Here is a 26,121-nt window from a genome sequence, read left to right on the forward strand (position 1 = left end):
CCATGGACGTTTGAGTCCATGGCCTTTTTTCTTGTTACAGTAAAGGAGCTGAAACCGATGTCCGAATTCCGTCCCGTAATCATGAGTGAACTGCAGAAAATCGAAAAAGAGGAAAAAGTGAAAATCTTGTACGCCTGCGAGTCAGGCAGCCGGGCGTGGGGTTTTCCATCCAAGGACAGCGACTACGATGTGAGGTTTATATATATACGTCCGGTCGAGTGGTATTTATCCATCTTTGATAAAAGGGACGTAATCGAACGTCCGATTAACAATATGCTGGACATTAACGGATGGGATTTGAAGAAGGCCCTTCAATTATTCCGTAAATCGAACCCGCCGCTCCTGGAATGGCTTCAGTCTCCTATCAAATACTATGAATCCTATTCGATTGCAGAGCAAATACGCGGGATATCTCCTTTAACGTTCTCGCCGAAATCTTGTATGTACCACTATCTTAACATGGCGAAAGGCAACTATCGGGAGTATCTGCAGGGAGAGCAAGTAAAGATCAAAAAATATTTTTATGTGTTAAGGCCGATATTGGCTTGCTGCTGGATCGAAAAGTACAACAGCATGGCGCCTATACAATTTGACCGTTTGGTGGAATCGTTGATTCCAAAGGAAAGCGAGTTGTACGGCATTGTGCAGCAATTATTGGTTCGCAAAAAAGCAAGAAGTGTGGGGCTAAAACAGTGAAAGGAAGATACGGATGGCTATCGTACAAGTGAAATCAACAAATCCGAATTTATCTTTTATTATCAAGAAAAATCCGAATTCCGGCATGATGCTGAGATCCATTCGCAAAGGGACGGCTTATGGTTGGTATACGGATCACTCCACGTTCAATGTTTATTTTAAGGATGCGGATAACGATATTTCCTATAAGCAGCATGAACGCGAAGGGTTCGAGTATTTGAATGTGTCCCGCTACAACACGCCTTTATTTCCATTGAACGCTATCAATGAACTTTTCTCGGCGCCGCTGAAAGCGCAAGACGACCGGGACGCGGAAGGATACGAAAATATATTTTTCATCAATATGATTCACATCGAAATGGTGCGGTATGTCGAATTTTTTGAGAAGCATATGAAGGATGTTACGTTTGAAATCAATCATCTCGCGCACAAGAGCTACTCACTGACGGTAACGACGAACAGAAGCCTCTTTTATCTGCTTCATGTCGTAAGCGTATTGTGCTTGTTTTTATCGATGTTTGGGAATGAAAATATCGATATTTCAGACAGCGTCTTGGACAAGTACATCAGGAGCCTCAACGTGATCGACGCTCCGTTTTATATCCGCAGTTTATTTGTAAGATATTTCTTGTCCTCTAAAGAGCGGTTTAGAAAATATAAAGCCGAAGTAGAGAAGACAAGCCGTTATGATATCCGGTTTGATTTTGGAGCCACCGGGTTTCAAAGGAGAAATTATATCGGCGGTGTGCTGCCCTTTAACAAATCCATATTGGATATCGGCTGCGGGGAAGGCTTTTACGCGATTCCTTTTGCAGGCAAGATTGAGGACAGCTATTATGCAATCGACATCAATGAAGAACTTCTTGAAACCGTACAACGGAAGGCAGCGTCAAGAGAGATCGATAATATTGCCACGTTTCGTTCCGTTGATCATTTCCTGGAACACTACAATGGTGAGCAGGTGGATGTCATCCTAACAGAAGTAATTGAGCATTTGAATCAAGATGAGGCCAAAGGTTTAATTCTTCAGATTTGCAAACATGTAGACTTTGATAATTTTATTATTACAACGCCGAACTCCGACTTTAATCAGTTCTACGAATTGACCGGCTTCAGACATGACGACCATAAATGGGAGATGGGTCAGGAGTCGTTCAAACGGTGGTTCTTGGATGCCGTCTCGGAAACCGATGTTAACTGCGAATTTGTAGAGGTCGGGGACGGTGTTAACAATATCCGGACTACGCAAGGCGTCATTTTGAAGAAAAGGGGGGCGTAAACCGTGGAGATTGTGACAAAAGTTCATACCGTCTTCATGATGGTCGGGTCAACCGAATGCGGGAAGACAACCTTTGCGAAGGAAGTTTTACTCCCTCAACTTAGATTTGAAGATGAAACAAAGAGTATAAGAGCAAATGTTCAATATATTTCATCTGACAGCATTCGCCAAGAAGTTCTGGGCTTTGACTATGATAAATATGATCAAGTCATGTTGGAGGCAAGCGAGCAAGCGTTTCATCTATTGTTTGAGAAATTAAAGATGGTAACGTCGTTTCCGGTCAATGCGGAATTTGTGGTGGTCGATACGACCGGCTTATCCGAGGATTTTAGGGCGCAGGTTCGGGATATCGCCTTTGAGAACAATTATAACTTGGAAGTCATTCTGTTCGATTACCGGAAACGCGAGGACTATTACGCATCCGAACGTTCAAAGAAACTAATTACTAACCATATTAATCGATTAAAGAAAGATGTACTTGGCAGTTTGCCGCGGGAAGGGTACTCCCGGATTCACAAGGTACGTTATAAGGATTTTTTCTCGGTCGAAGACGGGCGGGTAAATCCCGGCTATACAGTTGTAATTGAGGATAAGGATCAATATTTGTCCACGATCCTCCCGCACGATCAGAAATATATCATCGTTGGCGATGTCCACGAGTGCATTTCCGAACTTAAAGGATTGCTGCTCGGTTACGGGTACAAAATTGAAGCGGATCGGTTAGTGGCCACAGATAAAGTACGCGATACGAAAATCATTTTAGCGGGCGACTGGATTGACAAAGGCAAGAACACAAGAGAAACCGTAGAGTTTTTGTACAATAATCAAGATCACTTCTTCTTCGTCATGGGGAATCATGAGAATTTCGTGTATAAGTTCACTAAGGGCGAAATAAAAGACGTCGATCAAGAGACGCTTGATTCGTATTTCGACTCCACTCAAGTTCTGTTAAACGATAAGGAACTATTGGAGAAGTTTTATCACCTGGTTTCTCTTTCGAAGCCGTTTTTCAAATTTGCGGGATCGAAAGGGCCGTCTTTTTACGTTACGCACGCGCCGTGCAAAAAAAAATATATCGGCAAGCTGGATATGAATTCGGTTCGCCATCAGCGCAATTTCCGCATCGACCGCAACGCTCCGCTGGAGGAACAGCTCGCATTTCTAAAGCAAGAAGCGGTGAGCAACCATCCGTACCACGTATTTGGTCATATTGCAGCGAAAACCGCTTTTCGCATTAAAAACAAACTTCATATTGATACGGGAAGCGTTCACGGCAATGTGCTGACATCGGTCGATATATCGTTTAAACCGTTTATGAAATCGCATAAGTCCGGCCAAGCTGTCATGGCGGATGAACTCAAGACGTTATTCCAGCCGGAACGGAAGGTATCTCTTCAAGACTTGGATGACGATGAAGTCCGCAGACTCCACTACTGCTCCAGAAATAAAATCAATTTCATTTCCGGAACGATGTCTCCGGCAGACAAGGATGAGTCCGTCCATGAGCTTGAGTCCTTGAAACGCGGGTTGGAGTATTTTGCGCAGCGAGGAATTGACAAAGTTGTTTTGCAGCCGAAATACATGGGATCAAGATGCAATGTATACCTGCATAAGGATATTGAGCAATGCTTTGCGGTCAGCCGTAACGGATATAAAATCAATCAGGTTGATTTAACTGAGATCTATGGGAGACTTTTGCAAAAGTTCGGCTCTTACATGGAGAAAAATGAGATCGAGATAATGATCTTGGACGGAGAACTGCTTCCATGGCAAGCAATAGGGGAAGGGCTGATTGAAAGACAGTTCAAACCGATCGAGAAGGCGTTGGCAAGCGAGCTTCAGTTTCTGGAACAGAACGGCTTTGAGAAAGCATTCCGTCAGTTGGTTGAAGAGTATACGGCAAGCGGCTTTGAAAAAGACCAATTCCACATCTCCAAAACCATGTTGAGCGAGAAGTATGGGGCGAGTATTTATCAAAATTATAAGCATGTTCACGATATTCTGGAAACCCATGTTCCGCTGGCGGATCATGTGAATGCATATAATAACTATAAGAAACAGCTGGAATTGTATGCCGAAGAAGGTGAACTTGAGTACAAACCTTTTGCAATCTTAAAAGTCGTGTATAACAATGGGGAAGAACAAATTCCGGATTGGAAAACGTCCGAGATGTACAGCTTCTTATCGGATGACGAATTCCTCTTGGTGGATATTACTGAATCCGGCAACTATGTGAGGGCTCGGCAATATTTCTCCAAACTAACCGTCGAGAACAATATGGAAGGCGTTGTCATTAAGCCGGAGGCGGTTGTCGGCAGAGCCGTCCCGTATATGAAGGTTCGAAACCCGGACTATTTATCGATCATTTACGGGTATGACTACAAATTTCCGCATAAGTACCGCAAATTAATGAAACAAAAGAACATCCACCCGAAGCTTCGTGCGTCAATGAACGAATATCGGCTGGGCAATAGAATGCTCTCCATCAATTTTAACGAAATTACACCGGACAATGATTCATATAAGGAAGTAGTCGCTAATTTGCTTTTTGAATGCGCCAAGGAGAAAGAAATCGATCCAAGGCTGTAGACGCAAGGCTGCCGTTCATTACGGCAGCCTTCGTTGCTGTAATAGGCTTTCGTACCTCTACTCACGCCGAATGGAAAGATGCGAATCCTTCCGATATGTTCGTTTCAATCTCGCCGACGATTTCCATCGTTGAGGAGACTTGCCCGAACTCGTATGCAATAGCCGTCAAACTTAACCGTTGAATTTCTTCGGCGGAGACGGCGCCCCAGCCCATATCCGGATAATCCGCGGCGGCATTCGCGTCGCTCAAGACAATCGCTTTATACTCCTTGTGGACGGCGTCTCGGACAGTCGCTTCGCAGCATACATTCGTCGCCGTTCCGCAAACGATCAGCGTATCGACGTCTCGTGAGCGGAGAATCGTATCCAAATCCGTGAAGTGGAAACCGCTGTAGAATAACTTGTTGATTATAATGTCCTCGGGTTTCGGGGCGAGCTCGTCAATAATTTCCGAGTCGATGGTTCTTCTTCTCAAGAGGTCGACCACTTTCGGGTACATATCGTTCATCCGGTTGCTATCACCGTCTCCCCGGACTTTATGGCGCAAATAAACGACGGGCATGCCCGCTTTTCTTGCGGTGTCGGACACGCTCCGGATATTGTCTATGATATGCTCCGTATTTCTCACATAAAGCGCACCGTCCGGCTCGCAAAAAGCCTTCTGCATATTAATGATGATCAGCGCCGTCCGGTTCGGATCGAGATCCCATTTCACTCTCTGTTTAGTCCTCATTCGTACGCCTCCTTATTGCAAGCAACGCTTTTGTTAACAATTTTACCATAAGGAGTTATATTTGTTCGATTAATGTTATGTATTGTGACATTCATTTTATTTTTGGGGGTAGAGACTGACCCCATAAGATGGCCTCGAAAAGTAAATAAGGGATTTCCAAGTACTTATTTACTAATGTTTGAGCTGGCCCGGACAGCATTAGCGACTCGCGGGTACTTATTTCACAGAAATAGAACCTATAGCCCATCAATGTGAAAAAATAAGTACCCCCAAATCCCTTATCCTTAAATGCGGGGGATAGTATTGAACAGATAAGTACCCCGAAATCCCTTATGACAAAAACTGCAGCGATGAGCGATCGCGCTGACGCTCCACGCCCGTGCATAACCGGATGCATCCATCTGATGTTGCTCTTGCATAAAACAACCGCTGCGAAACAACTTAATAAGGCGGATGAATATCAATAGGGGGCGGTACGGTTGAAAAAGGATTCACGCATTGCCGAGAGCCGGAACAAACTAACTGAAAATATCGAGAGCCAGGTGCGGCGGAAAGAACTGCTCACGAATGTGCCGGATGAAAATGTGTTTGAAGCCGCGGTCAACCTTGACGCCGAAGCGGCAGGGGAGCGCGACAACCGGTAACGCGCCGGATGAAGGGGTTAAAGCAGCTCTTGAATACTGGGCTGGCGCAATGCGCGCCCCCCTTCGGTCCATTCGGCGAACTTGATTCTCGCGGTCACTTCGGGACGAACCCACAATGCGTCGCGCAGACCCGCGGGTTCGTTGACGAACGGACGCCCCTTCGCGAGAAGCGGCATCATCCTTTCCGTAAGGTTTCTCCAGTCCTGTCGCGACAGCTTGCCGGTTCCGGAATGCCCCACGTACCATAACCGGCCTTCTTCGTCAAATAACCCTAACAGAACGGCGTTTACAACGCCGCCGCTTAGGGTGACTCCTCCGATGACCGCGTTCACAAACCGGTAATTTTTAATTTTCAACCATAAATCCTTCTTCTCTCCGATCAAGTGCGGAGAGTTTTTCTTCTTGACGACGATCCCTTCCATCTCCTGTTGTTTCATCACTTCGAACAACGCTTCTCCGTTATCCGCCGACGATACAAGCTGGACCGATTCGTTGGGCTTGACGACGGTTTGAAGCATATCCATTCTTTGCAGCAATGGCAGCTTGTTTACCCACTCTCCGTTGTAATACAGAATGTCGAATATGATGTATGTCACGGGAACGGCTTGGCGCGCCGCCTGTACTCGTTCCATCCTGCGTATGCCGTCGCGGCGCATCACTTTCTGGAAGCTCGGCTTTCCGTCGTCGCCTAAAGCGATCACCTCGCCGTCGAGAATAACCGATAGCGCGCCGCAATATGAGCGCAGATCGACAAGCTCCGGATAATGCAGCGTGCGTTCGCGCGTCTTTCGGTTGAATAACCGCACGGCATGCCCGTCGTAATAAGTGCAAATCCGCACGCCGTCCCATTTAATTTGCGCAAGCCATTCGTCGGTGTCAGGGATCGTATCGCTGCTTGCCGGTTCCATCGGCACGATCGGATTCAAACGGATCACCTCGTCGAAAGAATTCATGCCACATAGTTTTAGCCGAACGGATTAAAATATGTTTGACGCGTAGGGATGAATTACGAGCAGGGAGTCAATCGAAGATTGACGCGTAGGGATGAATTACGAGCAGGGGATGTGAAGTATGGCGCAGAGAGATGAAACCGTTACGGTTGAAGGAAAGGAAATCCGGATCACGAAGCCTGACACCGTTATTTGGCCGATTCCGCAAATCACGAAGCTGGATTACGTCAAATACGCCATCGATGTGTCGCCTTATCTGCTTCCGTATACGAAGGACAGGATGCTGAACTTGTGGAGGTATCCTGAGGGGGTCGGAGGGAAGCGCATAGAGGAAAGGTCCGTCTCCGGCATAACGCTGCCTGAATGGCTGCAGACCGTCGAGTATAACGGCAAGAAACGGGTGTTGCTTAACGACGCGGCGACGTTGGCATGGGCGGCGAACCGCTACGGTCTTGAAATTCACGTTCCATTCGATACATATTTCAAGAAAGATTACCCTACGATGCTCGTATTCGATTTGGACCCGTCGGACGCGGACAATTTCGATCTGGTCAGGGAGATTGCGCTGGAAACGAGGGACGTGCTTCAATCGTTGGGATTTTTCAGCGTGGCGAAGACGTCGGGGGGAACCGGCCTCCAAATTTACGTTCCCGTCATCAACCGTTATACGTTCGAAGAGACGCGCATGATCAATACATTCATCGCCGACTATTTATTCCAGCGAATGCCCGGAAAAATTACATTGGAACGGGTGGTGGGCAGACGGGGGCAAAAGTTGTATTTCGACTATCTTCAATTGTGGAAAGGACGGACGATGATTGCGCCGTATGCAGTGAGGGCGCGGGACCATGCAACGGTATCCGCGCCGGTTACTTGGGATGAGGTGGAGAGAGGTTTTCTCCCGGCCGATTTTACTTTGCTCAATATGCGGGAGCGAATCGCGCGCTTAGGGGATCTGTTCGCGCCGATCACCACTGAGTCGCATAAATACAATCAAAGCTTGGATGAAATGATCGGTTTTATCCGGACTCACGCATGAGCCGTGTCGCAGGAGACGGACAATTCGGCACGCAAGGTCTCGTTCGGTTTGACCAAAACCAGCTCCTGTTTGCGGTTCAACTCGCTCGTCAAGGCCATCCAAGGTTCTACACAGACAAAAGGCTTGCCCGGCACGCTCCACAACACCACATATTTAAAATGCTCGCTGTACTTCATTCGGATGACCCGATCGGACGATGGACGAAACGAAATTTCTCTGTTTTCTGCGCCCAATAAGGCGGCGGATTCCACCATCTCGCTTAAATCAAGAGAGCCTGTAAACGGCTTCTGCTCGTTATCATTGTAATCGTAATAAAGCCGAGCATCGGTTTCATAACTGATGTTTTTCGAATCGGCTGCGAAATAAGGGTGGAAGCCGGCGTACATCGGCATATCGGTGTCCGAAAGATTCCGGTATTCCTGCAGTATGTGCAGCGCGGAATTTTTCAGTGTGTATGTAAAAACAAGCTCGAAATCGAAAGGGAATTGTTCGCGGGACGCTTCATCGCTTCCGAGTTTCAACGTAACCGACGCTTCGCCGTGTTGTTTCGTTCCGATCGCTTCCCATGGACTGATTCTTGCCACGCCATGGTTTTTCATCGAATATTTGCGCCCTTGCCATTCATACGAGCCGTCCGCCAGCTGCCCGCAAATCGGGAACAACACCGGGATACCGCCCCGAATGTTCGCTTGCGGATCGTAGAACGTCTGCTTGTCCATGTACAGCAGCTCTTTGCCGCCGGCAATGTGGCTCGTTACGATTCCTCCCCGTTCAGGACAGATGCAAACCCGTGAAGAAGTGTGTTCTTCCGCCAGTTCATAAATCATATAATTATCTGTATACGTTGTTACGCTGTAATTTGACATCAATGCAATCCCTCTCCTCACAGTAATGTAGTCATAAATATTTAACCAAAAAAATTGTTGTATGCATATTCTCCAATTGGGCACCATTTACAATGTATGGACCCCACGAAGGGCTCCATAACTATTTATCGCTACAATAAGATTCGGAGGAAAACATGAACGGTACAGTAAAATGGTTTAACGCTGAGAAGGGTTACGGTTTTATCGAGACGGAAGAAGGGAATGACGTGTTCGTTCACTTCAGCGCGATTCAAGGAGAAGGCTACAAGAGCCTGGAAGAAGGACAACGTGTCGAATTCGAGGTGGTACAAGGCAACCGCGGGCCTCAAGCCGAGAACGTCGTGAAACTGTAAGTCCAAACACACTGCCCAAAGCGAAAGTATGGGCAGTTTTCTTTTTTGAAATCCACAGGAGGGCGCTGCTATGAACTTTCGTAAAAAGTGGGAGGAAAAAGCTCCCGAAGAGGATACGGCTGTCTGGTCCTGCACGGAAGACAATTGCAACGGCTGGATGCGGGACAATTTTCGCTTCGAATCCGAACCGAGATGTCCGCTATGCTCCGCGCCGATGGAAAGCGAGATCAGATCGCTTCCCACGCTCGTCAATTATGTCTCGTTTCGGTAAATGCGGACTTCGGCTTCAAAGCGAAAGGGGCTGCCCTTTAGTCATCATCGATGACTTTTGGGAAAGCCCCTTCGTTTTGCGGCTTTGTTCACGCCGGTTGTATGATGCCGCAAGCGAGCCGCTTGCCCGCGTCTCCCGCAGGTTGCGTGCGGTAATCGTCCGGATTTTGATGAATGATAACGGCTTTGCCGATCGCGTCGTTGACCCGGAATTTATTCGTAAAGAAGCTCATTCGGGCATAGCCGCCGTTCGAAAACAACACGGGGAAATCCCCTGCGTGGTTGCCGTGCGGTTGATTCGTCGGATTCCAATGTTCTCCGGCTGCCTCGAACGGTTTGTCGGGATCGCCGACCGCGCAGGAGGCGTTCTCGTGAATGTGAAATCCGTGGGGCCCGACCGGATCTTGCCCGTCTTGAGCCGGCCTGTATGGGGGAAGACCGAGCACTTCCACGTAAACCTCAGTACCGCCTCTTACCTCCTGCATTATAACGATTCCTCTTAGATTGGGAGCCAACGGACCGCCTTGGATGTTGGCGAATGCGCGCTGTCTTCCGTACTCCGCAATACGCGGCAATATCATATCCCTCACCCTGTCGTTGCTTGATCGCCATTACTACGCGGACAACCTTCGGTTGCCTCTGAATTCATATCCGCAGTATATGTAATTCGCCTAAGGAAGTGAGGAAAGCGACATTTTCAGTACTAAGCTTCTTTGGCATTAAGGAAGAACACGGCTATCGTACCGGGTCCCGCATGAGCGCCTACCGCGGCGCCGATCATGCTGACGAAGAAGCTGCGGCAGCCGAATCGTTCCGATATCATCGCTTTCAACTCTTCCGCCGCTTCCGGATCGTCCCCGTGACTGATGCCGATCGTTTGGTTCGCCAAGTCCGCCCCGCGCCGCTCCATAATTTCGACGATTCGCGAGAATACCTTCTTGCGTCCGCGAACCTTCTCGATCGGAACAAGCTTTCCCTCTTCTACGTGAAGGATCGGTTTAATATTTAACAACCCGCCGATGAACGCCGCCACGGGACTTACCCGGCCGCCGCGCACCAAATATTCCAGGTTGTCGACTGTGAATATGTGCTCCATGTGCTCCGCATACCACCTTGCCCTGCGGACGATCTCTTCTTTGGATGCGCCGCCCGCGGCGAGCTCCGCCGCTTTGAGCGCGACCAAACCGGCGCCTGCGGACGCGCATTTCGAGTCGATGATTTCAAGATCGAGTCCGGTAAGCTCCCCGGTTAAATCGCCTTTGACCATCACCGCAGTTTGATACGTGCCCGACAGCTCCGACGAGAAAGCTACGTACACGGCGCCGTCCTCATTCTCCGCGGCGCTGCGGAACACGGATTCGACGTTTCCGTACATCGGCTGGGATGTCTTATATGTACGGCCGCTGCGCATTCCTTGAAACAGTTCGGCCGGTTTGAGCGTCACGTTGTCCAAAAACTCCTCATCCCCTAAATACACCATTAAAGGAATCACATCAATACCGTGCTGCTCGGCGACCTCTTTGGGCAAATCCGCCGCGCTGTCCGCAATAATTTTTACCGTCATTACCGCTCACCCTTTCTCTTGAATTGGATTTCGTACTCGTTATGTACTGCCTCTATTGTCTCATAACAGAAGAAATTGTAAATTAGCCGCCATCGAAAATACGCTGCGGAATTTTTTCTGTTATGATGGGAAGTGTGGGGAGACAAGGGGAGATACATAATGACATTCGCTTTGTCGGCATTAGGTCTCATTGCATTGTTCTATGCAGTGTTTATTGTTCCGACGCAATGGGTAAAGATCGAACGGGTTTCTTATCCGATAGGCCTTAACAAAAGAGTGCTCCAAATCAGCGATTTGCATGTGGAGAAGCTGAGAATCAGCCCCGGCAGGCTGAAGCGAATCATATTGGAAGTGAAGCCGGATTATATTTTTCTAACGGGAGATTACACGATGAGGCTGGGCTATTTGGGCAAAGTCGCATCGTATTTGCGGGTAGTGAAAGATACGGGAATCCCGGCTTATGCCGTGCTCGGCAACCATGATTACCGTCTGAAGGGACACCTCTCGAAGCTGCTGCATCTGTTTAGCGAGAATGGCATACGGGTTCTCCGCAATGAGTCGGCGGACTTGGGGGATTTCCGGTTAATCGGCATCGACGACGACAGCAGCCGAAAGAGCAATCCGGCCAAAGCTTTTCGCCGCGTTCGTCCGGATGAAACGGCCGTCGTCATTACGCACGATCCGAATGTAACTCTAAAGATCAAGCGCGGCTATAACTATTTGATGTGCGGACATTTCCACGGCGGTCAATTTCGCGTGCCCTTCATATTTCGCTTTGTAAAGAAGGGGCCGCTCCCCAAACGCGGTATCTATCAGGGATTGCACCGCGACGAGCATGGAGTGTTTTATATATCGAAAGGCGCCGGTCAAGCCGGATTCAATGCGCGGTTCATGATCCGCAGCGAGCTCACCGTGCATGAATTGTAATTTGACTGGCGGGCTTGTCAATGTCATAGTTAATATAACCTGCTCCAAGAAGGGGGATGAATGAAGATGAAGTGGCTTCGCATGAAAGAACCGGCCAACACGATTACGCATTTGATTCCGTTCGTGGCGGGCATCGCCGGTCTCGTGTTTCTCATACTCGAAACGCTGCACGATGCCGCAAGGCTGACGACCGGTATTATATTCGGGGCGAGCGTGATCTTGCTATACGGCGCATCCACGGCGTATCATTGGATCCGCACGACTCCGGGCAAAGTCAGAATGCTGCGGAAACTGGATCATATCGCGATCTTTCTGCTCATCGCCGGCACTTATACGCCCGTGCTTTATTTCGGGTTGGAGGGCTGGTGGCGGTGGAGCATGCTGATATCGGTTTATGTGTTGTCGTTGATCGGCATTTTGATGAAAGTATGGTTTATCCAGATTCCCAGATCGATATCGACGGCATTTTATATCGCGTTAGGTTGGATCGCTCTCATTCCGCTGGCGCAAATCGTTAACGTGTTTCCGATCGAAGCGTTCGTTCTAATGATTCTCGGCGGCGTCGCATATACCGTCGGAGGAATTATTTACGCGACGAAGATTTTCAACTTCGTTCCGAACAAGTTCGGGTTTCATGAAGTGTTTCATATTTTCGTGTCTGTAGGGACGCTTTTGCATTTTGTAATGATCGCCTTTTATATATTGCCGGAGTAATGTAAGAGCAAAGGGACGGATGTTTCTTGCCAAATTTGTAAATAATAGCAACACTGAAGAATTTGGCTCGTCCAGAAATCTTGCGGTGTTGTTTTTTTTTTTTTTTTTTTTGCGCTGTTTGCTGTAAAAAAATTCATGTGACAGGTGAAGCTACCGTGGAATGGATTTGGATGGCGTTCGGAGCGATATTGCTTGTATTCGCAGCGTTGGCGGCACTTTCGTTTTACTTCTCCTGCTTGGTGATTCACATCCGTACGCATACGGACGATGCGATCTTGGGCTTTGAAATTGACGGAGGAAGAATTACGAGGGAGGAGTTCGACGCTCTTCCGAAAGAAGATGTGTCGATTCCGTCGCCATTCGGCTATCGGCTGCGTGCGTGGTTTATTCCTGCGTGTTCGGGAGAAACCGGAAAAACGGTCGTATTCCCCCACGGAGTCACCTCATCCCTGCTCGGAATGCTCAAGTATACCGGCATGTTTCGCAAGCGGGGGTATAATGTGCTTGTGTACGACCACCGCAGGCACGGCTCCAGCGGAGGGGATACGACGACATACGGTTTCTATGAGAAGTGGGACCTCAGAGCGTGCGTCGATTGGGCGCTGCACCGTTGCGCAAGCTCCGGAGGCGCGAGAGGCGCGGGAGAACCGGTCATAGGAATCTTCGGCGAATCGATGGGCGCAGCCACGGCGCTTCAGCACGTCTCGATTGACGATCGCGTTTCGTTCTATGTAGCGGATTGTCCGTTCTCGGATTTGGCGGACCAGCTGTCGTACCAGTTGAAGGTGCGATACAAGCTGCCGCGGTTTCCGCTCATACCGTTGACCAGTTTGTGGTGCCGGCTCCGGGCGGGCTTTTACTTCCATCAAGTGTCGCCGATTCGCGATGTGGCGCGTGCGAATGTTCCGATTCTGTATGTTCATGGGCAGAACGACGTGTTCGTGCCGACCCGGATGTCGGTGGAGCTCCATCGAGCGACCGGAGGGCCGAAGTCTTTGTTTCTTGCGCCCAACTCGGGTCATGCGGAGTCATATTACAAAAATAAGGTCCAATACGAACAGGCGGTAGACGCTTTCTTAGCGGAAGCGATGGCGGTGAGCGAACGGCCCCGCTCCGCCGTTGCAGCGGCGTCGTTAAGCGAGGACCGGCAGGCCGTAGCTATGGCCGCTGCCGATTAATCGTGCGCGCAGTTCCCTTCCGGCACGAACGTACGTTTTGTGGTAAAATGTCTCCAAGGACAAACATACGTGCGGAAGGCGGGGACAAGCGGATGGATGCGGGAACGTTGGCGGCGTTGGGGCTTGGAGTTATTAATACCGCTTTGCTAATCCTATTGGTGAGCAAGCTGCGGGGCGGACGGACGGACGATATTCACCGGCGAATCGAAGATGTGAAGAGGATGCAAGAGCAATTGGACAAGCTTCTGCGCGACGAATTTGCGCGGAGCCGGCAAGAACAGCAGGTGACCGGCGGGCAGCAGCGCGAAGAGCTGGGCAACGCGCTTAGCCGCCAGCACCACGCGGTAATATCGCAGCTTACGGAGCTGGCGAGGTTGAACGAGTCGAAGCTCGAAGCGCTTCGCGAGACGGTGGAGCGCAAGCTGGCGGCGCTGCAGGCCGATAACAACGCGAAGCTGGAGCAGATGAGGGTGACCGTAGACGAGAAGCTGCACGCAACGTTGGAGCAGAGACTCGGCGAGTCGTTCAAATTGGTCGGCGAGCGGTTGGACCTCGTACATAAAGGACTAGGCGAAATGCAAGCGCTGGCGTCGGGCGTCGGCGATTTAAAGAAAGTGTTGACCAACGTGAAAACAAGGGGAACGCTCGGCGAGATCCAGCTTGACGCTTTATTGGAGCAGACATTGTCCCCGGATCAGTATGAGCGTAACGCCGTGATTCGAAAGACCGGCGGAGAGCGCGTCGACTTTGCGGTGAAGCTGCCCGATAAATCCGACGGAAAGCGCAGCGTGCTGCTGCCGATCGACGCGAAGTTTCCGCTTGAAGATTACCATAGGCTGATGGAAGCGCAAGAGGGCGGAGACGCGATTGCGGCGTCGGAGGCGATGAAGCTTCTGGAGGCGAGGGTGAAGGCGGAAGCCAAATCGATCCGGGATAAATACATCGATCCGCCGAACACGACGGAGTTCGCCATCCTGTTCCTGCCGATCGAAGGATTGTTCGCCGAAGTGCTGCGCCGCCCCGGTCTTTGGGAGACGCTGCAGCGCGAATACCGGGTTGTCGTCACGGGTCCGACAACGCTTTCCGCATTGCTGAACAGCCTCCAGATGGGATTCCGGACGCTTGCGATCCAGAAGCGGACTAGCGAGGTATGGCAAGTGCTGGGTGCGGTGAAGACGGAGTTCGGCAAATTCGGCGATCTGCTGGACAAGACGCAGAAGAAGCTGCAGGAGGCGTCCAATACGCTCGATACGGCCGCGGTTCGGACGCGCGCGATCGAACGCAAGCTTCGAGGCGTGGAGGAGCTGCCGTCGCCTTCAATCGACGCCGCAGGGATGATTTCCGAATGGGACCGGGCGGCGGGAGAATCGTAGCGTATTCCCGTATCGGGGGGAATTATGGTCGGCGAAACTGGGCACGATAAAGGCGCATCTTTTTCATACCGAAAGGGGACGCCTAAAAGTGACAGACCGATATAACACAGACGAAACGATAACCGAGCAGCAGCGCGAAGTGCAGCAGATGCTGCAAAGCATGCGCGAGTTTGAGCGGCAGCGCGCAGGCGCGGCGGATGCGGCGGACGCGGAACCGATCGCTTCCGTGCAAAAAACCGCGGAGCTTCAATAATTAAGACAGTCGCGGAGTACCATGGTTTCATTTGTTGGAGTTATTCGGCGGAGAACGGGTGGTTTCCGCAGAATAACTTCATTTTTTTGAACTGTAGATTGATGGACGGCGTGGCCGGGAAGCGGTTTTGAGTAAATGGGATCAATTATTGAGCTTATCCTCGAACATAGGATCAAATTTTGATCTTATCATACCTGGGTCCACTGTTTAGAGCCTGAGAAATCCAATGATGCGGGTGTATAGGGTCAATTATTGACCTTATGCATAGACATAGGGTCAACTTTTGATCTTATTCTACTTTGGATCACATGTGTAGAACCGGAGGAATAGAACGCTGCGAGTAAATAGGATCAATTTTTGAGCTTATCCTTGAACATAGGATCAAATTTTGATCTTATCATACCCGGGACCACTGCTTAGAGCTTGAGATATCAAATGATGCGGGTGTATAGGGTCAATTATTGACCTTATACATAGACATAGGGTCAACTTTTGATCTTATTCTACTTTGGGTCACATGTGTAGAACCGGAGGAATAGTACACGGTCACGAAAGCCGGTTTCTGTGCTGAATCTAAATTTACTAGTCCTCGGACAGCCTCACTTTTGTTCGAATTCGGCAAAAAACCTCCATCCCCACCGTTGAAGTGGGTTTGGAGGTTATTTGTTGTTGAAGGATATCGTTACTGAAGCAAAGATTGGCCGCCGCCGCTTCTGGATTTAAACGAATTTAGCATCTGATTGCAGATTGCGTCGATATGCTGCTGCATCTGCTGGAGCTGGCGTTGCTGCGCGGACATTTGCGCTTCAAGCTGTTTTTGCGCGTTGTTCAGGTCGACGCCGATTTGCCGCAATCGCTGCACGGTGTCGTTGACTTGTTGAGAGAAAGAATCCAATCCCGCGGACGTGATCGCTTGCTGAGCTTGAGCGGCCGCCCGTTCTTCGCGAACGTGGAGCTGCTTCTGGTATTCCTGGTACGACATCGCAGAAGTGTTGCCTCTGGTTTCCATTTTGTCAGGATCCTCCTTTATAAAATACTGTCTAATCAAGCGCGGCTTTTATTTTTTAACTTCGAAAGAGGTTTTCTTATTTTGCAACGCGGACGGAACGAATATACAAATTTGGTACGGTTAACATTAAAGGAATGCGAAAGGAGGGCATCGCAGCATGGAATTCATACCGGAAATATGGGAAGAGGAGCCGGCACCGGCATATGCTGCGGATTGCCGCCGCTGCGAACTAAGCAAACACCGCGCTCGAGTCGTATGGGGGGAAGGGGAGCCGAACGCGTCTGTTCTTGCACTGCTGGACAACCCCGGTGCAAGGGAAGATAAGACGGGAAATGCATTTGTATGCGCCACCCGGGTAATGCTTCAGAGAGCGGTAAAGGACGCAAGGTTGGAGAGAAGCGACGTCTATGTCACCTATTTGCTGAAATGCCGCCCGATTCGCGCTTACGACAAACCGGCCGCGCGTGATGCGTGCTCCGGATGGCTGTCGGAGCAAATCGAACTTAAGAAACCGCGGATCGCGATGCTGCTTGGGTTGACCGCCGCCCAAACAGTTCTGTCGTTGCCCGATGCCCAATTGTCCGATCTTCGGGAGCGCTGGCATACGGCTTTCGGAGGCGTTCCCGCACTGGTTACATACCACCCGCTGGCGGTTCGCCGCCGGCCGAATTTGTACCGGTCTTTCGTATCCGATTGGGAGCATGCAGCCGTTCGTCTCCAAAGCATGCGTGAAAGCCGGCTTACTTGACCGCACGAGCCCATCCGTAAACAAACACCGCACCGGCAAGCGCCAATCCCAGTAAATGAAAAGCCAAACTGTCCGCGAATGCCGCGATCAGAGGCTCCCCCGCGAGCTGCCGCGAAGCCGAGTATGCCATGCCTCCGGCTACCGCAACCTGAAGCCAGGCAATTCTCTGAAACAGCCGAAGCACGAAGGGCAAGAAAGTGAGCAGCAATGCGATACCTATCATACTTCCCGCTGCCGTAACGTAAACGCTTGGAGAAGTTTGGGAGATAAGCATGACCGTATCGACCGACATCACAATGTCCATCCACAGCACGGTCCAGCACGCCCAAATGACAGATCGGTTAGAACTTGATCCGCGGTTGCTCAGGCGCGAACCCGCCAACGAGAAAGCGAACAACAGCGTAATGGCCGCAGAGGCAAAACGCAGTCCGGGCAGCCGGGCCAACGAATCGATGATGAAGCTGGCGACGGGATGAGTGACGGACAAGATGAGGAACATCAGGTAGGGCATGCGTCTATCCAGCATGTAAACATCCCGGATAGCAGTCCGGATAATCAGCATTGTGTCGCTGTTCGTCATGAGAGTAACCAACGCTACAGCAATTGCATCTCTCATAATGACCTCCCAACCCGTTTGTCCTATCCTATGAGCCCTTCACGCCATGTAAAACAACATAAGGAAAAAGACGGAAAAACCTCCCGGCGTTACACCGGGAGGTTGGGGTTGCCAATCGGCTTATTGAAAGTTGGAGGAGCCGTATTGAGGCGCGCCATATTGAGGCGCGCCGAATTGGGACGTGCCGAATTGAGTTTGCGGCGCGGTTGGAATCGCATTCGTCATAGCGCGAACTTGGTTCTCGAGTTGGCGGCTAGCTTGAATGCATTGCTGCAATGTGTTGATCGCCTGGTAGTGTTCCTGCAGCATGTGTTGAATCGTCTGAGCGTTTTTCTGTTCGAGTTGAGCCATCTGCGCGTAGAGGTGATTATGTTGTTGCGTTTGCTGGATCACCTGTTGGCAAAGGGACTCGATTTGCTGGAATTGCTGGGAGATCGCTTGAGCTTGTTGCATGATAATCCTCCTGAGGAATTGTTATTTTTTGGGTCTGGGAACAAACCCAAATCGTAGTGTGCTTCCACTTGGAAAATTTATGCATGAACATTTTGAAAAAATATACCCCACATGCGCCGTCAACTAGTGAAACGGTCGGCAACGGCGCTCGCTCCGAACGATTCAGGCTTGATTCGCGCCACATACCCGACGGCAGTGACCCATCCTTTGATTTCGGTGATGAGCGTCTTCGTCTCGCCTTGCTGCCCAATATCGATATGGATTTCAAGCGGCCATTGGGAGATCATATCGCTCATGCCTCTCCCGTTCATCACTTCCACCAGCTCCAAGCTTAATTCCGTCTCCCGGTAAATTCGATGGCGCAGGTCGTACATCGGCTTGGTGCGCTGTTTCCGGAAGAAAAACCTCGCACCTTTCCCCACGCGATGGATCACCAAGGCCGTTACGAACGTGGTCGCCTGGTTGGTTGTATGTGAATCGGTGCCGATTACAATCTTGTACTGTGCCGACGGATGTTCCTCCAGAAAACTTTTCATATTAAGCACCATTTGATCGATGGACAACATCCCCCAAGTCGGGCTCATGAACTTCATGCGGTATGTCTCCTTTCAGAATTGGTGATCTTTTTCTTATATAGCTCTTTATATGTTTTCTTACAGTATACCCTAATACTGACGCATATGCGGCTAGATATCAATTCCAGTATATGACCCGGCTTCGGAATGCTCTTTGCCGGCTATAGGTCCGGCGCATCAGGGTTATGACTTGAGTCACGGTAAATATATGACTTCTCCCACCTATCAAGGTACATATAAGGCTTAATAAAGCTATTCCTGCCGATGGGCTTGCTTCCCGGTTCATTGTAAGAATTCTTGCTGCCGTTCGCATTGACGGTAACATACTCGCTGCTTGCATCCCTAGCTGTGGCTCTCACGGTCGTGCCTCTGATGGCCGCATGGCTGCTGCGGAACACCCGTATGAAGGACGCATGAAGGCTCGAAGCGGTTTAAATCGTTCCTTCATTGGAATCTGCGCTTTAAGTTTGTGCCGCTCTTTATTTCACTCGTGCTGCTGGTCGGTTCGGTAGCCGTTTATTTCGGGATGCCGAAGGGTGGCAATTGCGAAGGAAGATCTTGAGAGTGCGGGTTAACGGAAAATCGTGTTCTTACGATCACGAAGTGCACGCTGGATTTACGGTTTAACGGAATTTCGTGTACTTACTACGCGTGGTTTGACAGGAAAACTTATAAGATATGCAAATTTAGGTACATGATATTCCGTTAAGTTGTTTTAAGGGCACCTGCGAGACTTCGTTAAGCACATGAATTTCCGCTAACAAAAAAAAAGACCCCGCTCAGCAAGGAGCAAGGCGGGATGATTCGTAAATGAATTACAAGGTTACAGTCGGATTCGCTGCAGCTTCATTGTAGCTGGAGGCATTCTTTAATTGCTCATAGAATGCGGCAAGAGCGGCTTGCATGTAAGGTATAATCCACAAGAAACCGATACCGAGCGTGATAATGCCGAGAAGAATCCAACCGATGAAGCTGATGTATAGCATGAACAATTTGCCTTTGTAGCCCTTCATCATCTCGGAGCTTTGACGGATCGCTTCCATTCCGCTCACACCCGGATTGTCATGAAGAATGAAGAAAGCCATGGAATAACGCAGGCTTGCGATGATGCCCGGGACAATGAGCAGCAAGGTCCACAACAAGATGAACACGATCATCAGCAAATAAAGAACCAAAGTTGACCCGAACTTCTGGAATCCTGAGAACATGACCGCGAGTTCCGGCTGACGGCCGCGGGCTTGCTCTAGGAAGAAAGCATAAAGGCCGTAAGTGAATGCTCCGCCTAGAATAAGCGAAGCGATAATGCCGACCACAGGAATAGAACCCAGTGCGCTTACTATTGCGTTAACTAGGAAGCAGACCAAAATCGATATTCCCCAGAAGCCTTTCAAGTTTGCGCGCGCAATTGCGCGAATCTCTGAATTGGACACCATCTAAAAACATTCTCCTTTTTATTTAAAGATGTTAAATATTTTTCCCGTGCCTATTCTAACACCATGAGTTATGTTTGCAAAGAGAAATTTTAAATTAAATTCATTAAATTGCCATATTTCGGTTCAATTGTACATTGATATTACTTCCTTCAAATGTTCATTACACCAAATATTGCGGCGGTGAAATATTTTCTTGTCAAAATCTCCGAGTTACTTTATACTTCACCATGAACTGACAACCGCATAGTGTACAGGGGTGCTGGAATACGGCCGGCTGAGATTTCGTCCCGCAAAGACGTTGACCCTCGAACCTGATCTGGGTAATGCCAGCGTAGGAATGCGTGCGAACTACTCGTGTATTCGACATACGCTCCCGGATGGGGGCGTTTTTTTTTGACGTTACGGACAAATATAGATCGGAAATTGCGGTTGGCGGAGCGACACATATATTAAGGGGGAAACAACGAATGGCAAGACGTTGGAGCATCATGGGAATCATGCTTTGTGCGGCGGTGTCCTTGTTGGCGGGCTGCGGTTCGAATTCGGCGGCGGGAACCGAGAAAGTGCAGCTCGTTCTAGATTGGACGCCTAACACGAACCACACCGGATTATATGCAGCGAAAGAGTTGGGATACTTCGAAGAAGAAGGCCTCGAGGTGGACATCGTTCTGCCGGGCGAGAGCGGTGCGGATGCCGTCGTCGCCTCGGGCGAAGCGCAATTCGGAGTAAGTTATCAGGAGGGTGTGACACAAGCGCGGGTCAACGGCGTTCCGCTTGTTTCGATCGCCGCGGTCATCCAGCATAACACGTCCGGATTCGCGTCGCTTGCGAAAGAAGGAATCAAGACGCCGAAAGATTTCGAAGGACGCACGTACGGCGGTTGGGGTTCCCCGGTGGAAGGAGCGATGATCGAATCGCTCATGAAGGAAGACGGCGGAGATTTTTCCAAGGTGACGATCGCAAGCATCGGCGACTCGGATTTCTTTACAGCGATGCAGAAAGATATCGATTTCCAGTGGATTTATTACGGTTGGACGGGCATTGAGGCGGAGCTTCGCAACGAGCCGCTGAACGTCGTCTGGTTGACGGACTATTCCGAGAAGCTCGATTACTATACGCCTGTTCTTGTGACCAACGAGAAGCTGATCTCCGAAAATCCGGAGCTGGTCAAGAAGTTTCTGAAAGCCGTGGCGAAGGGATATCAATATGCGATCGATAAACCGGAGGAAGCCGCGGACGTGTTGGTAAAGGCCGTGCCTGAACTGAACAAGGCGCTTGTCGTCGCAAGCCAGAAGTGGTTAAGCCCGCGTTATGCCGATGATGCGCCTCGCTGGGGAGAGCAGAAGCGGGACGTATGGGTGAATTACGCGGATTGGATGTCCGAACACGGGTTGCTTGAAGGCGAATTTAACGCCGACGAAGCGTTTACGAACGAATTTTTGCCTAAATAACACTAGCGGAAAAAGGAGGCCGAAAACCATGGCCAACGCGCTTGTAAGCATACAAATACTGCCGAAGACGCCGAACGGGGAAGACGTCATTCCGTACGTCGACCGGGCGATTGAAGTCATTCAGCAGTCCGGCGTCAAGCATCTTGTCGGACCGCTTGAGACGACGATGGAGGGAGACTTGCCCGAGCTGCTGCAAATCGTGCAGCGGATGAACGAGGAGATGATCGCCCTGGGCGCTCCGAACGTCATCTCACAAGTCAAAATATACTTTAACCCGACCGGCGGCGCTTCCATGGACCGATTGACGGAGAAATACCGTCCATGAAACGGCCGAGTCTGTTGCACGCAGTATGGCCGCCGGTTACGGCGGTCATGCTTTTTTTGCTGTTGTGGCAGGTTGCCGTATGGGTATGGGATGTGCCTAAGTTTATTTTGCCCGGACCGGTTGTCATTGCGGAAGCGGCCGTCGCGGACGCGAAGGTGGTTGCCCGGCATGCGGGATCGACTCTGTCAATTGCGGTCTCGGGCTTGGCTATAGGCTGCTTAGTGGGTATGGGGGTGGCGGTGGCGCTTCATTTTTCCGTTCGGTTGAAGTCGGCCTTGTCCCCCTTGCTCGTCTTGTCCCAGAACGTCCCGATCGTCGTGTTGGCGACGCTGCTCGTCGTCTGGTTCGGATTCGGAATACTCCCTAAGCTGATCCTTATTACGTTGGTATGCTTCTTTCCGGTGGCGGTGGCCATGATGGACGGGCTCGTTTCCGCGGACCGGGGCATGTGCGATTATATGCGGATGTTAGGGGCGACACGTTGGCAAACGTTCGCGAAATTGGAGTTCCCGTGGTCGCTGCCTTCGATATTTTCCGGCTTGAAAATAGCCGCCGCTTATAGTGTGCTGGCCGCGGTATTTTCCGAGTGGGTCGGGTCCAAGAGCGGAATGGGATATTACTTGCAATTGAAAAAAACCGGTTTTCAAGTGGATCGCATGTTTGTCGCCGTAATCGTCATTGTCGTCTTGAGTTGGCTGCTTTACGGGTTGATGGTGTGGCTGGAGCGGGCAACGGTAAAATGGCGGCGGGAGAGGCAATCTTAGGTTGGTCGGCGGATACGCATCAGCAACGAGGCAACCGAAGGTTGTCCGCGATAACGAATATATGTAGCAAAGGGGGCAGTCCATTGACGGTAAAGCTGGAGCTTCGTTCGGTGGGGAAAACGTTCGCCATCGGGCACGAATCCGTCGAAGTGCTGGGGGATGTTTCACTTACGGTTGGAGAAGGCGAGTTCGTCTCGATCATCGGTCCTTCCGGCAGCGGCAAGAGCACGCTGTTTCATATGATCGGCGGGTTGACCCAGCCTACTGAAGGAACGATTTTGCTCGACGGCAAGGACACCGGGGGACGGCGCGGGTTGATCAGCTATATGCCGCAGCAGGACAGTCTGTTTCCTTGGCGCACGATTTTGGATAATGTCGTTCTCTCGCAAGAGGTGGCCGGCGTGCCGAAGAAGGAAGCCCGGGAGAAGGCGCTGGAATGGCTGGACCGCGTCGGATTGCAAGGCTACGGTCAAGCGTATCCGCACCAGCTGTCCGGAGGCATGAAGCAGAGGGCGTCGTTTCTGAGAGCGCTGCTCGGTCCGCAGGAATTGATGTGCCTGGACGAGCCGTTTGGAGCATTGGATGCATTAACCCGGCTGGAGATGCAGCATTGGCTGCTGCGTATATGGGAGGAGACGCGCAGGTCCGTACTGTTCGTAACGCACAGCATTGAGGAGGCGCTGCTGCTTTCCGACCGCGTATACGTGCTGGCAGGGCGTCCGACGACCGTTGCGGAGGAGATCATCGTGCCGTTCGGCCGCCCGCGCGGCGAAACGGTAACGTCGGAGCCGGCGTTTATCGAGGCGAAGCGGCATATTTATGAAACGCTGCGCTCGTTCGGGCGGAGTGGCCGGCTATGAGACGAAGGGCGATCGATACGCATATTCATCTTGACGGGTACGACGAGTCCCGGTGCGAGTCAGTACTGGATGGGCTGCGCGAAGAGGGTATAGATGCGGTCGTTGCGGTGTCGATGGGTCTGGAATCGTGCGGGAAGACGCTGTCTCTCGCCAGACGGTACCCGGACCGGGTATTGCCCGCGTTCGGTTTTCATCCGGAGCAGCCGATTCCTCCGGACGGCGGCGCTGAGCGTTTGTTTCGTTGGCTTGAAGAGCACCGCAGCGAGGTGAAGGCGATCGGTGAAGTGGGGCTGCCGTATTTTTCGCGTATGGAAGCCGCGGCTGCCGGCCGGACCTTCGACATCGCGCCGTATGTACGCTTGCTGGAACGGTTCGTTGCCCTCGCCGCTCAATGGAATGTGCCGCTCGCATTGCATGCCGTGCATGACGACGCTCCGATCGTGTGCGATTTGCTGGAGAAACACGGTGTGACGAAGGCTCATTTTCATTGGTTCAAAGGGGATGAACGCACGCTCTCGAGGATGATGGATGCGGGTTACTATGTATCCGTGACTCCGGAATGTGTGTACGATGCGGAGACGCAAGCCGTCATTCGTCGATATCCGCTGTCCTTGTTGTTAACGGAGACGGACGGTCCTTGGCCGTTCGAGGGACCTTTCGCCGGGCAGGAAACGCATCCGCGCATGGTTCACCATGTGGTCGAATGCATTGCGCGCATGAAAGAGGTTTCAGTGTTCGAGGCGCAGGAACGGCTTTATGCCAATGCCAAGCAGTTGTACGGGCTTTAATGTGAAAAGCACACCGGCCATCCCGAGTCTGGGCGCGAGGTGTGCTTTATTGTGGCGTTAATAACGATGATGGGACCGGGAATAAGGGAATAAGGAAACGAAGACGGTATGAAGCCGGTCGACAACGCTGGTAAAGTTTTTCGCGGCCCGCCGGCAATCTTCGGCAATTTCGCGTTGGGTTTCGGCTTTGGTCGTATCCCAGTGCGCCATGGCTTTCCGACGGTATTCCGATTCGAACATCATATCGTATCGCCTCCGTAAAATTGAATATTCTGAAAATTTTATATGAGTTTATGGTAGCGCTTTCTTAAGTATATGTCAATCCGTTCGTACTTGTGCATACCCGGCATTTTCCACAAAAATTAATCGCGTTAAGGTATTGCGTTTCAGGCTGCAAGCCACTATAATAAATTTCGTTGACTTTAATTTGCTGATGTAGCTCAGCTGGTAGAGCAACGCATTCGTAATGCGTAGGTCGGGGGTTCGAATCCCTTCATCAGCATCATTAAATAAGAATTGTAAGCTCCGGAAGCGCTGCTTTCGGAGCTTTTATCGTATTATGGGCCTTGAAATATTAGTAAGGTATTCCGAGGTGCTTATTTGCTGCAGATTCAGCAAGATTACGACATCATAAGGAACAGCCCGGGTACTTGTATGGCAGGAAAAGTGCCTGTTTCCCATAAGTGCGGCGAAATAAGTACCTCAAAATCACTTATCCCGATGTATTCGTTGGGAACATTGAACAAATAAGTACTCCAAAATCCCATTACGGAAAATGATGTGCTTAACTTGGCCGGCTGCGAATGGAATGTAGTGGTTAACGGAATTTCATGTTCTTAATCGGCTCTGTTGGAGCGGCACACATATACAGGGGTCATTTTTAAGTACAAATAATTCCGCTAAGCCATGCCTATCCGCCAACAAAGATGAAACTTAGGTACAAGAAATTCCGTTAAGCAATTTTTACGACAGCTTGAGCAGCAGCTCTTCAAGGCTGAGCTCCTTCATCGAACCGATCCGCATGTCGTATTTCTCAAAGTGCAATGCTTCCGTCACAGGGTTCGGCACAATGACGCAGCGCAGTCCCGCGGCGACAGCCGCCTTGGCGCCGTTGGCGGAGTCTTCGAAAGCGACCGCTTCGTGCGGTTCAATGCCGAGACGGCGAACCGACAACGTGTACAGCTCCGGATCCGGCTTCACCTGCGCGACGTCGTCTTTCGTGCAGAGGGTTTCGAAGTAATGCATCAGACCGTGCGACGTAAGGAACGATTCCACCCATGGATATGGAGAACTGGTTGCCAATGCGATCCGCAATCCGAGCCTGCTCGCATCCTTCAAGTAGTCCTCGACCCCATCGCGAAGAGGAAGCGTCGCCGCTTTCTCATGATGCTTTGCAAAAGCCCGCCTTTTCACATCCTCCAAACCGTCTTCGGAGCCCATCTTATCGGTGATATAACGAAATAAAGAATCGTCGTACGTTCCGATTCCGTGAGCGAACACTTCGAGCGGAAGGTCGATGTCATGCTCGGCCAACGTTTCCCGGAACGAATCGTACCATACCGTCTCCGTATCCAGCATTGTCCCGTCAAAATCAAACACTACGGCTTTAAACATCTCAATCCACTCCCTGGTTTCTCTTTTTCTTTTCTCCCCGATTTGTTACCATGATTA

The 26,121-nt window shown here is 50.5% G+C and carries 30 protein-coding genes, 1 tRNA gene, 1 pseudogene and 1 riboswitch; of the genes and pseudogenes, 20 read left to right on the top strand and 12 right to left on the bottom strand.

Annotation, left to right across the window (positions count from 1 at the left end; genetic code table 11):
• Positions 1-57: 57 nt before the first annotated feature.
• From JET16_RS21650 to JET16_RS21660, 3 genes and pseudogenes are all read left to right on the top strand, one after another.
• Positions 58-672: pseudogene (locus JET16_RS21650) on the top strand (nucleotidyltransferase domain-containing protein); the annotation flags it as partial.
• 37 nt (positions 673-709) lie between these two features.
• Positions 710-1,975, top strand: coding sequence for a class I SAM-dependent methyltransferase (locus JET16_RS21655; RefSeq protein ID WP_199620326.1), 1,266 nt, complete (start codon positions 710-712; stop codon positions 1,973-1,975).
• A 3-nt stretch (positions 1,976-1,978) separates the two neighbouring features.
• Positions 1,979-4,564 carry a metallophosphoesterase gene (locus JET16_RS21660; RefSeq protein WP_199620328.1) on the top strand — a complete coding sequence of 862 codons (2,586 nt, stop codon included), beginning with the start codon at positions 1,979-1,981 and terminating at the stop codon, positions 4,562-4,564.
• Positions 4,565-4,625: 61 nt separating this feature from the next.
• Here the strand turns inward: JET16_RS21660 and JET16_RS21665 are convergent, their stop codons facing one another.
• A complete protein-coding gene (locus tag JET16_RS21665) occupies positions 4,626-5,297 on the bottom strand; it encodes an isochorismatase family protein (protein ID WP_199620330.1) in 672 nt (223 codons plus the stop codon).
• Between the two features lie 479 nt (positions 5,298-5,776).
• Between JET16_RS21665 and JET16_RS21670 the strand changes: the two genes are divergently transcribed.
• Positions 5,777-5,941 carry a hypothetical protein gene (locus JET16_RS21670; protein WP_199620332.1) on the top strand — a complete coding sequence of 55 codons (165 nt, stop codon included), beginning with the start codon at positions 5,777-5,779 and terminating at the stop codon, positions 5,939-5,941.
• A 17-nt stretch (positions 5,942-5,958) separates the two neighbouring features.
• Here JET16_RS21670 and JET16_RS21675 read toward each other — a convergent pair whose 3' ends face one another.
• On the bottom strand, positions 5,959-6,867 hold the full coding sequence (locus tag JET16_RS21675; protein ID WP_233532022.1) for an ATP-dependent DNA ligase: 909 nt from the start codon (positions 6,865-6,867) through the stop codon (positions 5,959-5,961).
• A gap of 145 nt (positions 6,868-7,012) precedes the next feature.
• Here JET16_RS21675 and ligD point away from each other — a divergent pair, with 145 nt between their 5' ends.
• Positions 7,013-7,930, top strand: a complete 918-nt coding sequence (gene ligD / locus JET16_RS21680) for a non-homologous end-joining DNA ligase (RefSeq protein ID WP_199620337.1) — start codon at positions 7,013-7,015, stop codon at positions 7,928-7,930.
• Here ligD and JET16_RS21685 read toward each other — a convergent pair.
• Positions 7,921-8,796: an aldose epimerase family protein gene (locus JET16_RS21685; RefSeq protein ID WP_199620434.1), complete on the bottom strand. Its 876-nt coding sequence runs from the start codon at positions 8,794-8,796 to the stop codon at positions 7,921-7,923. The two genes, ligD and JET16_RS21685, sit on opposite strands and share 10 nt — an antisense overlap.
• A 155-nt stretch (positions 8,797-8,951) precedes the next feature.
• On the opposite strand from JET16_RS21685, the gene JET16_RS21690 reads away from it, so the two are divergent.
• Both JET16_RS21690 and JET16_RS21695 read left to right on the top strand, forming a co-directional pair.
• The gene (locus JET16_RS21690) at positions 8,952-9,149 is read left to right on the top strand and encodes a cold shock domain-containing protein (protein ID WP_199620339.1); all 198 of its coding nucleotides are present in this window, start codon (positions 8,952-8,954) and stop codon (positions 9,147-9,149) included.
• A 70-nt stretch (positions 9,150-9,219) separates the two neighbouring features.
• Positions 9,220-9,420 (top strand): cold-shock protein, encoded by a 201-nt coding sequence (locus JET16_RS21695; RefSeq protein WP_199620342.1) that lies wholly within the window; start codon positions 9,220-9,222, stop codon positions 9,418-9,420.
• Between the two features lie 88 nt (positions 9,421-9,508).
• Here the strand turns inward: JET16_RS21695 and JET16_RS21700 are convergent, their stop codons facing one another.
• Together JET16_RS21700 and JET16_RS21705 are read right to left on the bottom strand one after the other, a co-directional pair.
• Positions 9,509-10,000 (bottom strand): superoxide dismutase family protein, encoded by a 492-nt coding sequence (locus tag JET16_RS21700; protein ID WP_199620344.1) that lies wholly within the window; start codon positions 9,998-10,000, stop codon positions 9,509-9,511.
• Between the two features lie 122 nt (positions 10,001-10,122).
• Positions 10,123-10,983, bottom strand: a complete 861-nt coding sequence (locus tag JET16_RS21705) for a DegV family protein (protein ID WP_199620346.1) — start codon at positions 10,981-10,983, stop codon at positions 10,123-10,125.
• A gap of 159 nt (positions 10,984-11,142) precedes the next feature.
• Between JET16_RS21705 and JET16_RS21710 the strand changes: the two genes are divergently transcribed.
• The 5 genes from JET16_RS21710 (at position 11,143) to JET16_RS21730 (ending at position 15,428) form a co-directional block, all read left to right on the top strand.
• The gene (locus JET16_RS21710) at positions 11,143-11,910 is read left to right on the top strand and encodes a metallophosphoesterase (RefSeq protein ID WP_199620348.1); all 768 of its coding nucleotides are present in this window, start codon (positions 11,143-11,145) and stop codon (positions 11,908-11,910) included.
• A gap of 60 nt (positions 11,911-11,970) precedes the next feature.
• The gene (gene trhA, locus JET16_RS21715; RefSeq protein WP_199620349.1) at positions 11,971-12,624 is read left to right on the top strand and encodes a PAQR family membrane homeostasis protein TrhA; all 654 of its coding nucleotides are present in this window, start codon (positions 11,971-11,973) and stop codon (positions 12,622-12,624) included.
• 155 nt (positions 12,625-12,779) lie between these two features.
• On the top strand, positions 12,780-13,802 hold the full coding sequence (locus JET16_RS21720; RefSeq protein WP_199620350.1) for an alpha/beta hydrolase: 1,023 nt from the start codon (positions 12,780-12,782) through the stop codon (positions 13,800-13,802).
• A 92-nt stretch (positions 13,803-13,894) separates the two neighbouring features.
• Positions 13,895-15,175, top strand: a complete 1,281-nt coding sequence (locus JET16_RS21725; protein WP_199620351.1) for a DNA recombination protein RmuC — start codon at positions 13,895-13,897, stop codon at positions 15,173-15,175.
• A gap of 88 nt (positions 15,176-15,263) precedes the next feature.
• Positions 15,264-15,428 carry a hypothetical protein gene (locus JET16_RS21730; RefSeq protein ID WP_199620353.1) on the top strand — a complete coding sequence of 55 codons (165 nt, stop codon included), beginning with the start codon at positions 15,264-15,266 and terminating at the stop codon, positions 15,426-15,428.
• A gap of 682 nt (positions 15,429-16,110) precedes the next feature.
• Here JET16_RS21730 and JET16_RS21735 read toward each other — a convergent pair.
• Positions 16,111-16,437, bottom strand: coding sequence for a hypothetical protein (locus JET16_RS21735; protein WP_199620354.1), 327 nt, complete (start codon positions 16,435-16,437; stop codon positions 16,111-16,113).
• Between the two features lie 157 nt (positions 16,438-16,594).
• Between JET16_RS21735 and JET16_RS21740 the strand changes: the two genes are divergently transcribed.
• Positions 16,595-17,185 (top strand): uracil-DNA glycosylase, encoded by a 591-nt coding sequence (locus JET16_RS21740; protein WP_199620356.1) that lies wholly within the window; start codon positions 16,595-16,597, stop codon positions 17,183-17,185.
• Here the strand turns inward: JET16_RS21740 and JET16_RS21745 are convergent.
• From JET16_RS21745 to JET16_RS21755, 3 genes are all read right to left on the bottom strand, one after another.
• A complete protein-coding gene (locus JET16_RS21745) occupies positions 17,178-17,801 on the bottom strand; it encodes a TerC family protein (RefSeq protein WP_199620358.1) in 624 nt (207 codons plus the stop codon). The two genes, JET16_RS21740 and JET16_RS21745, sit on opposite strands and share 8 nt — an antisense overlap.
• A 120-nt stretch (positions 17,802-17,921) precedes the next feature.
• Complete coding sequence (locus JET16_RS21750; protein WP_199620360.1) at positions 17,922-18,254, bottom strand: hypothetical protein; 333 nt, start codon at positions 18,252-18,254, stop codon at positions 17,922-17,924.
• 119 nt (positions 18,255-18,373) lie between these two features.
• Complete coding sequence (locus JET16_RS21755; RefSeq protein ID WP_199620363.1) at positions 18,374-18,847, bottom strand: ribonuclease H-like YkuK family protein; 474 nt, start codon at positions 18,845-18,847, stop codon at positions 18,374-18,376.
• Between the two features lie 330 nt (positions 18,848-19,177).
• On the opposite strand from JET16_RS21755, the gene JET16_RS30935 reads away from it, so the two are divergent.
• Entirely contained in the window at positions 19,178-19,246 is a 69-nt protein-coding gene (locus JET16_RS30935) for a hypothetical protein (protein WP_325176755.1), read from the top strand.
• Positions 19,247-19,644: 398 nt separating this feature from the next.
• On the opposite strand, the gene JET16_RS21760 is transcribed toward JET16_RS30935, so the two are convergent.
• Entirely contained in the window at positions 19,645-20,262 is a 618-nt protein-coding gene (locus JET16_RS21760) for a DUF975 family protein (protein WP_199620366.1), read from the bottom strand.
• Between the two features lie 242 nt (positions 20,263-20,504).
• Positions 20,505-20,618, top strand: a riboswitch (TPP riboswitch).
• Between the two features lie 111 nt (positions 20,619-20,729).
• On the opposite strand from JET16_RS21760, the gene JET16_RS21765 reads away from it, so the two are divergent.
• The 5 genes from JET16_RS21765 to JET16_RS21785 all read left to right on the top strand — a co-directional run bounded on the left by JET16_RS21765 (position 20,730) and on the right by JET16_RS21785 (position 24,450).
• Positions 20,730-21,713, top strand: a complete 984-nt coding sequence (locus JET16_RS21765; protein ID WP_199620369.1) for an ABC transporter substrate-binding protein — start codon at positions 20,730-20,732, stop codon at positions 21,711-21,713.
• A gap of 28 nt (positions 21,714-21,741) precedes the next feature.
• On the top strand, positions 21,742-22,038 hold the full coding sequence (locus JET16_RS21770; RefSeq protein ID WP_199620372.1) for a thiamine-binding protein: 297 nt from the start codon (positions 21,742-21,744) through the stop codon (positions 22,036-22,038).
• Positions 22,035-22,802: an ABC transporter permease gene (locus JET16_RS21775; RefSeq protein WP_199620375.1), complete on the top strand. Its 768-nt coding sequence runs from the start codon at positions 22,035-22,037 to the stop codon at positions 22,800-22,802. The genes JET16_RS21770 and JET16_RS21775 overlap by 4 nt, the downstream gene beginning before the upstream one ends.
• Positions 22,803-22,885: 83 nt before the next feature.
• A complete protein-coding gene (locus tag JET16_RS21780; protein WP_233532023.1) occupies positions 22,886-23,662 on the top strand; it encodes an ABC transporter ATP-binding protein in 777 nt (258 codons plus the stop codon).
• Positions 23,659-24,450 (top strand): TatD family hydrolase, encoded by a 792-nt coding sequence (locus JET16_RS21785; protein ID WP_199620380.1) that lies wholly within the window; start codon positions 23,659-23,661, stop codon positions 24,448-24,450. The genes JET16_RS21780 and JET16_RS21785 overlap by 4 nt, the downstream gene beginning before the upstream one ends.
• Before the next feature lie 57 nt (positions 24,451-24,507).
• Here JET16_RS21785 and JET16_RS21790 read toward each other — a convergent pair whose 3' ends face one another.
• On the bottom strand, positions 24,508-24,693 hold the full coding sequence (locus JET16_RS21790) for a hypothetical protein (RefSeq protein ID WP_199620382.1): 186 nt from the start codon (positions 24,691-24,693) through the stop codon (positions 24,508-24,510).
• A gap of 186 nt (positions 24,694-24,879) precedes the next feature.
• On the opposite strand from JET16_RS21790, the gene JET16_RS21795 reads away from it, so the two are divergent.
• Positions 24,880-24,952 (top strand) — tRNA-Thr (locus JET16_RS21795).
• A 461-nt stretch (positions 24,953-25,413) separates the two neighbouring features.
• On the opposite strand, the gene JET16_RS21800 is transcribed toward JET16_RS21795, so the two are convergent.
• The gene (locus JET16_RS21800; RefSeq protein WP_199620384.1) at positions 25,414-26,064 is read right to left on the bottom strand and encodes an HAD family hydrolase; all 651 of its coding nucleotides are present in this window, start codon (positions 26,062-26,064) and stop codon (positions 25,414-25,416) included.
• Positions 26,065-26,121 lie beyond the last annotated feature (57 nt).

Source organism: Paenibacillus alkalitolerans (genome assembly GCF_016482785.1).
GTDB lineage: Bacteria > Bacillota > Bacilli > Paenibacillales > YIM-B00363 > Paenibacillus_AE > Paenibacillus_AE alkalitolerans.

What these genes read in the sequence shown, in the direction of transcription:
- JET16_RS21760 (WP_199620366.1), bottom strand. Translation starts at nt 20,262, where the DNA reads ATGGTGTCCAATTCAGAGATTCGCGCAATTGCGCGCGCAAACTTGAAA.
- JET16_RS21790 (WP_199620382.1), bottom strand. Translation starts at nt 24,693, where the DNA reads ATGATGTTCGAATCGGAATACCGTCGGAAAGCCATGGCGCACTGGGAT.
- JET16_RS21690 (WP_199620339.1), top strand. Translation starts at nt 8,952, where the DNA reads ATGAACGGTACAGTAAAATGGTTTAACGCTGAGAAGGGTTACGGTTTT.
- JET16_RS21705 (WP_199620346.1), bottom strand. Translation starts at nt 10,983, where the DNA reads ATGACGGTAAAAATTATTGCGGACAGCGCGGCGGATTTGCCCAAAGAG.
- trhA (WP_199620349.1), top strand. Translation starts at nt 11,971, where the DNA reads ATGAAGATGAAGTGGCTTCGCATGAAAGAACCGGCCAACACGATTACG.
- JET16_RS21755 (WP_199620363.1), bottom strand. Translation starts at nt 18,847, where the DNA reads ATGAAGTTCATGAGCCCGACTTGGGGGATGTTGTCCATCGATCAAATG.
- JET16_RS21775 (WP_199620375.1), top strand. Translation starts at nt 22,035, where the DNA reads ATGAAACGGCCGAGTCTGTTGCACGCAGTATGGCCGCCGGTTACGGCG.
- JET16_RS21665 (WP_199620330.1), bottom strand. Translation starts at nt 5,297, where the DNA reads ATGAGGACTAAACAGAGAGTGAAATGGGATCTCGATCCGAACCGGACG.
- JET16_RS21655 (WP_199620326.1), top strand. Translation starts at nt 710, where the DNA reads ATGGCTATCGTACAAGTGAAATCAACAAATCCGAATTTATCTTTTATT.
- JET16_RS21765 (WP_199620369.1), top strand. Translation starts at nt 20,730, where the DNA reads ATGGCAAGACGTTGGAGCATCATGGGAATCATGCTTTGTGCGGCGGTG.
- JET16_RS21710 (WP_199620348.1), top strand. Translation starts at nt 11,143, where the DNA reads ATGACATTCGCTTTGTCGGCATTAGGTCTCATTGCATTGTTCTATGCA.
- ligD (WP_199620337.1), top strand. Translation starts at nt 7,013, where the DNA reads ATGGCGCAGAGAGATGAAACCGTTACGGTTGAAGGAAAGGAAATCCGG.
- JET16_RS21800 (WP_199620384.1), bottom strand. Translation starts at nt 26,064, where the DNA reads ATGTTTAAAGCCGTAGTGTTTGATTTTGACGGGACAATGCTGGATACG.
- JET16_RS21770 (WP_199620372.1), top strand. Translation starts at nt 21,742, where the DNA reads ATGGCCAACGCGCTTGTAAGCATACAAATACTGCCGAAGACGCCGAAC.
- JET16_RS21740 (WP_199620356.1), top strand. Translation starts at nt 16,595, where the DNA reads ATGGAATTCATACCGGAAATATGGGAAGAGGAGCCGGCACCGGCATAT.
- JET16_RS21700 (WP_199620344.1), bottom strand. Translation starts at nt 10,000, where the DNA reads ATGATATTGCCGCGTATTGCGGAGTACGGAAGACAGCGCGCATTCGCC.
- JET16_RS21785 (WP_199620380.1), top strand. Translation starts at nt 23,659, where the DNA reads ATGAGACGAAGGGCGATCGATACGCATATTCATCTTGACGGGTACGAC.
- JET16_RS21745 (WP_199620358.1), bottom strand. Translation starts at nt 17,801, where the DNA reads ATGAGAGATGCAATTGCTGTAGCGTTGGTTACTCTCATGACGAACAGC.
- JET16_RS21725 (WP_199620351.1), top strand. Translation starts at nt 13,895, where the DNA reads ATGGATGCGGGAACGTTGGCGGCGTTGGGGCTTGGAGTTATTAATACC.
- JET16_RS21685 (WP_199620434.1), bottom strand. Translation starts at nt 8,796, where the DNA reads ATGTCAAATTACAGCGTAACAACGTATACAGATAATTATATGATTTAT.
- JET16_RS21695 (WP_199620342.1), top strand. Translation starts at nt 9,220, where the DNA reads ATGAACTTTCGTAAAAAGTGGGAGGAAAAAGCTCCCGAAGAGGATACG.
- JET16_RS21735 (WP_199620354.1), bottom strand. Translation starts at nt 16,437, where the DNA reads ATGGAAACCAGAGGCAACACTTCTGCGATGTCGTACCAGGAATACCAG.
- JET16_RS21750 (WP_199620360.1), bottom strand. Translation starts at nt 18,254, where the DNA reads ATGCAACAAGCTCAAGCGATCTCCCAGCAATTCCAGCAAATCGAGTCC.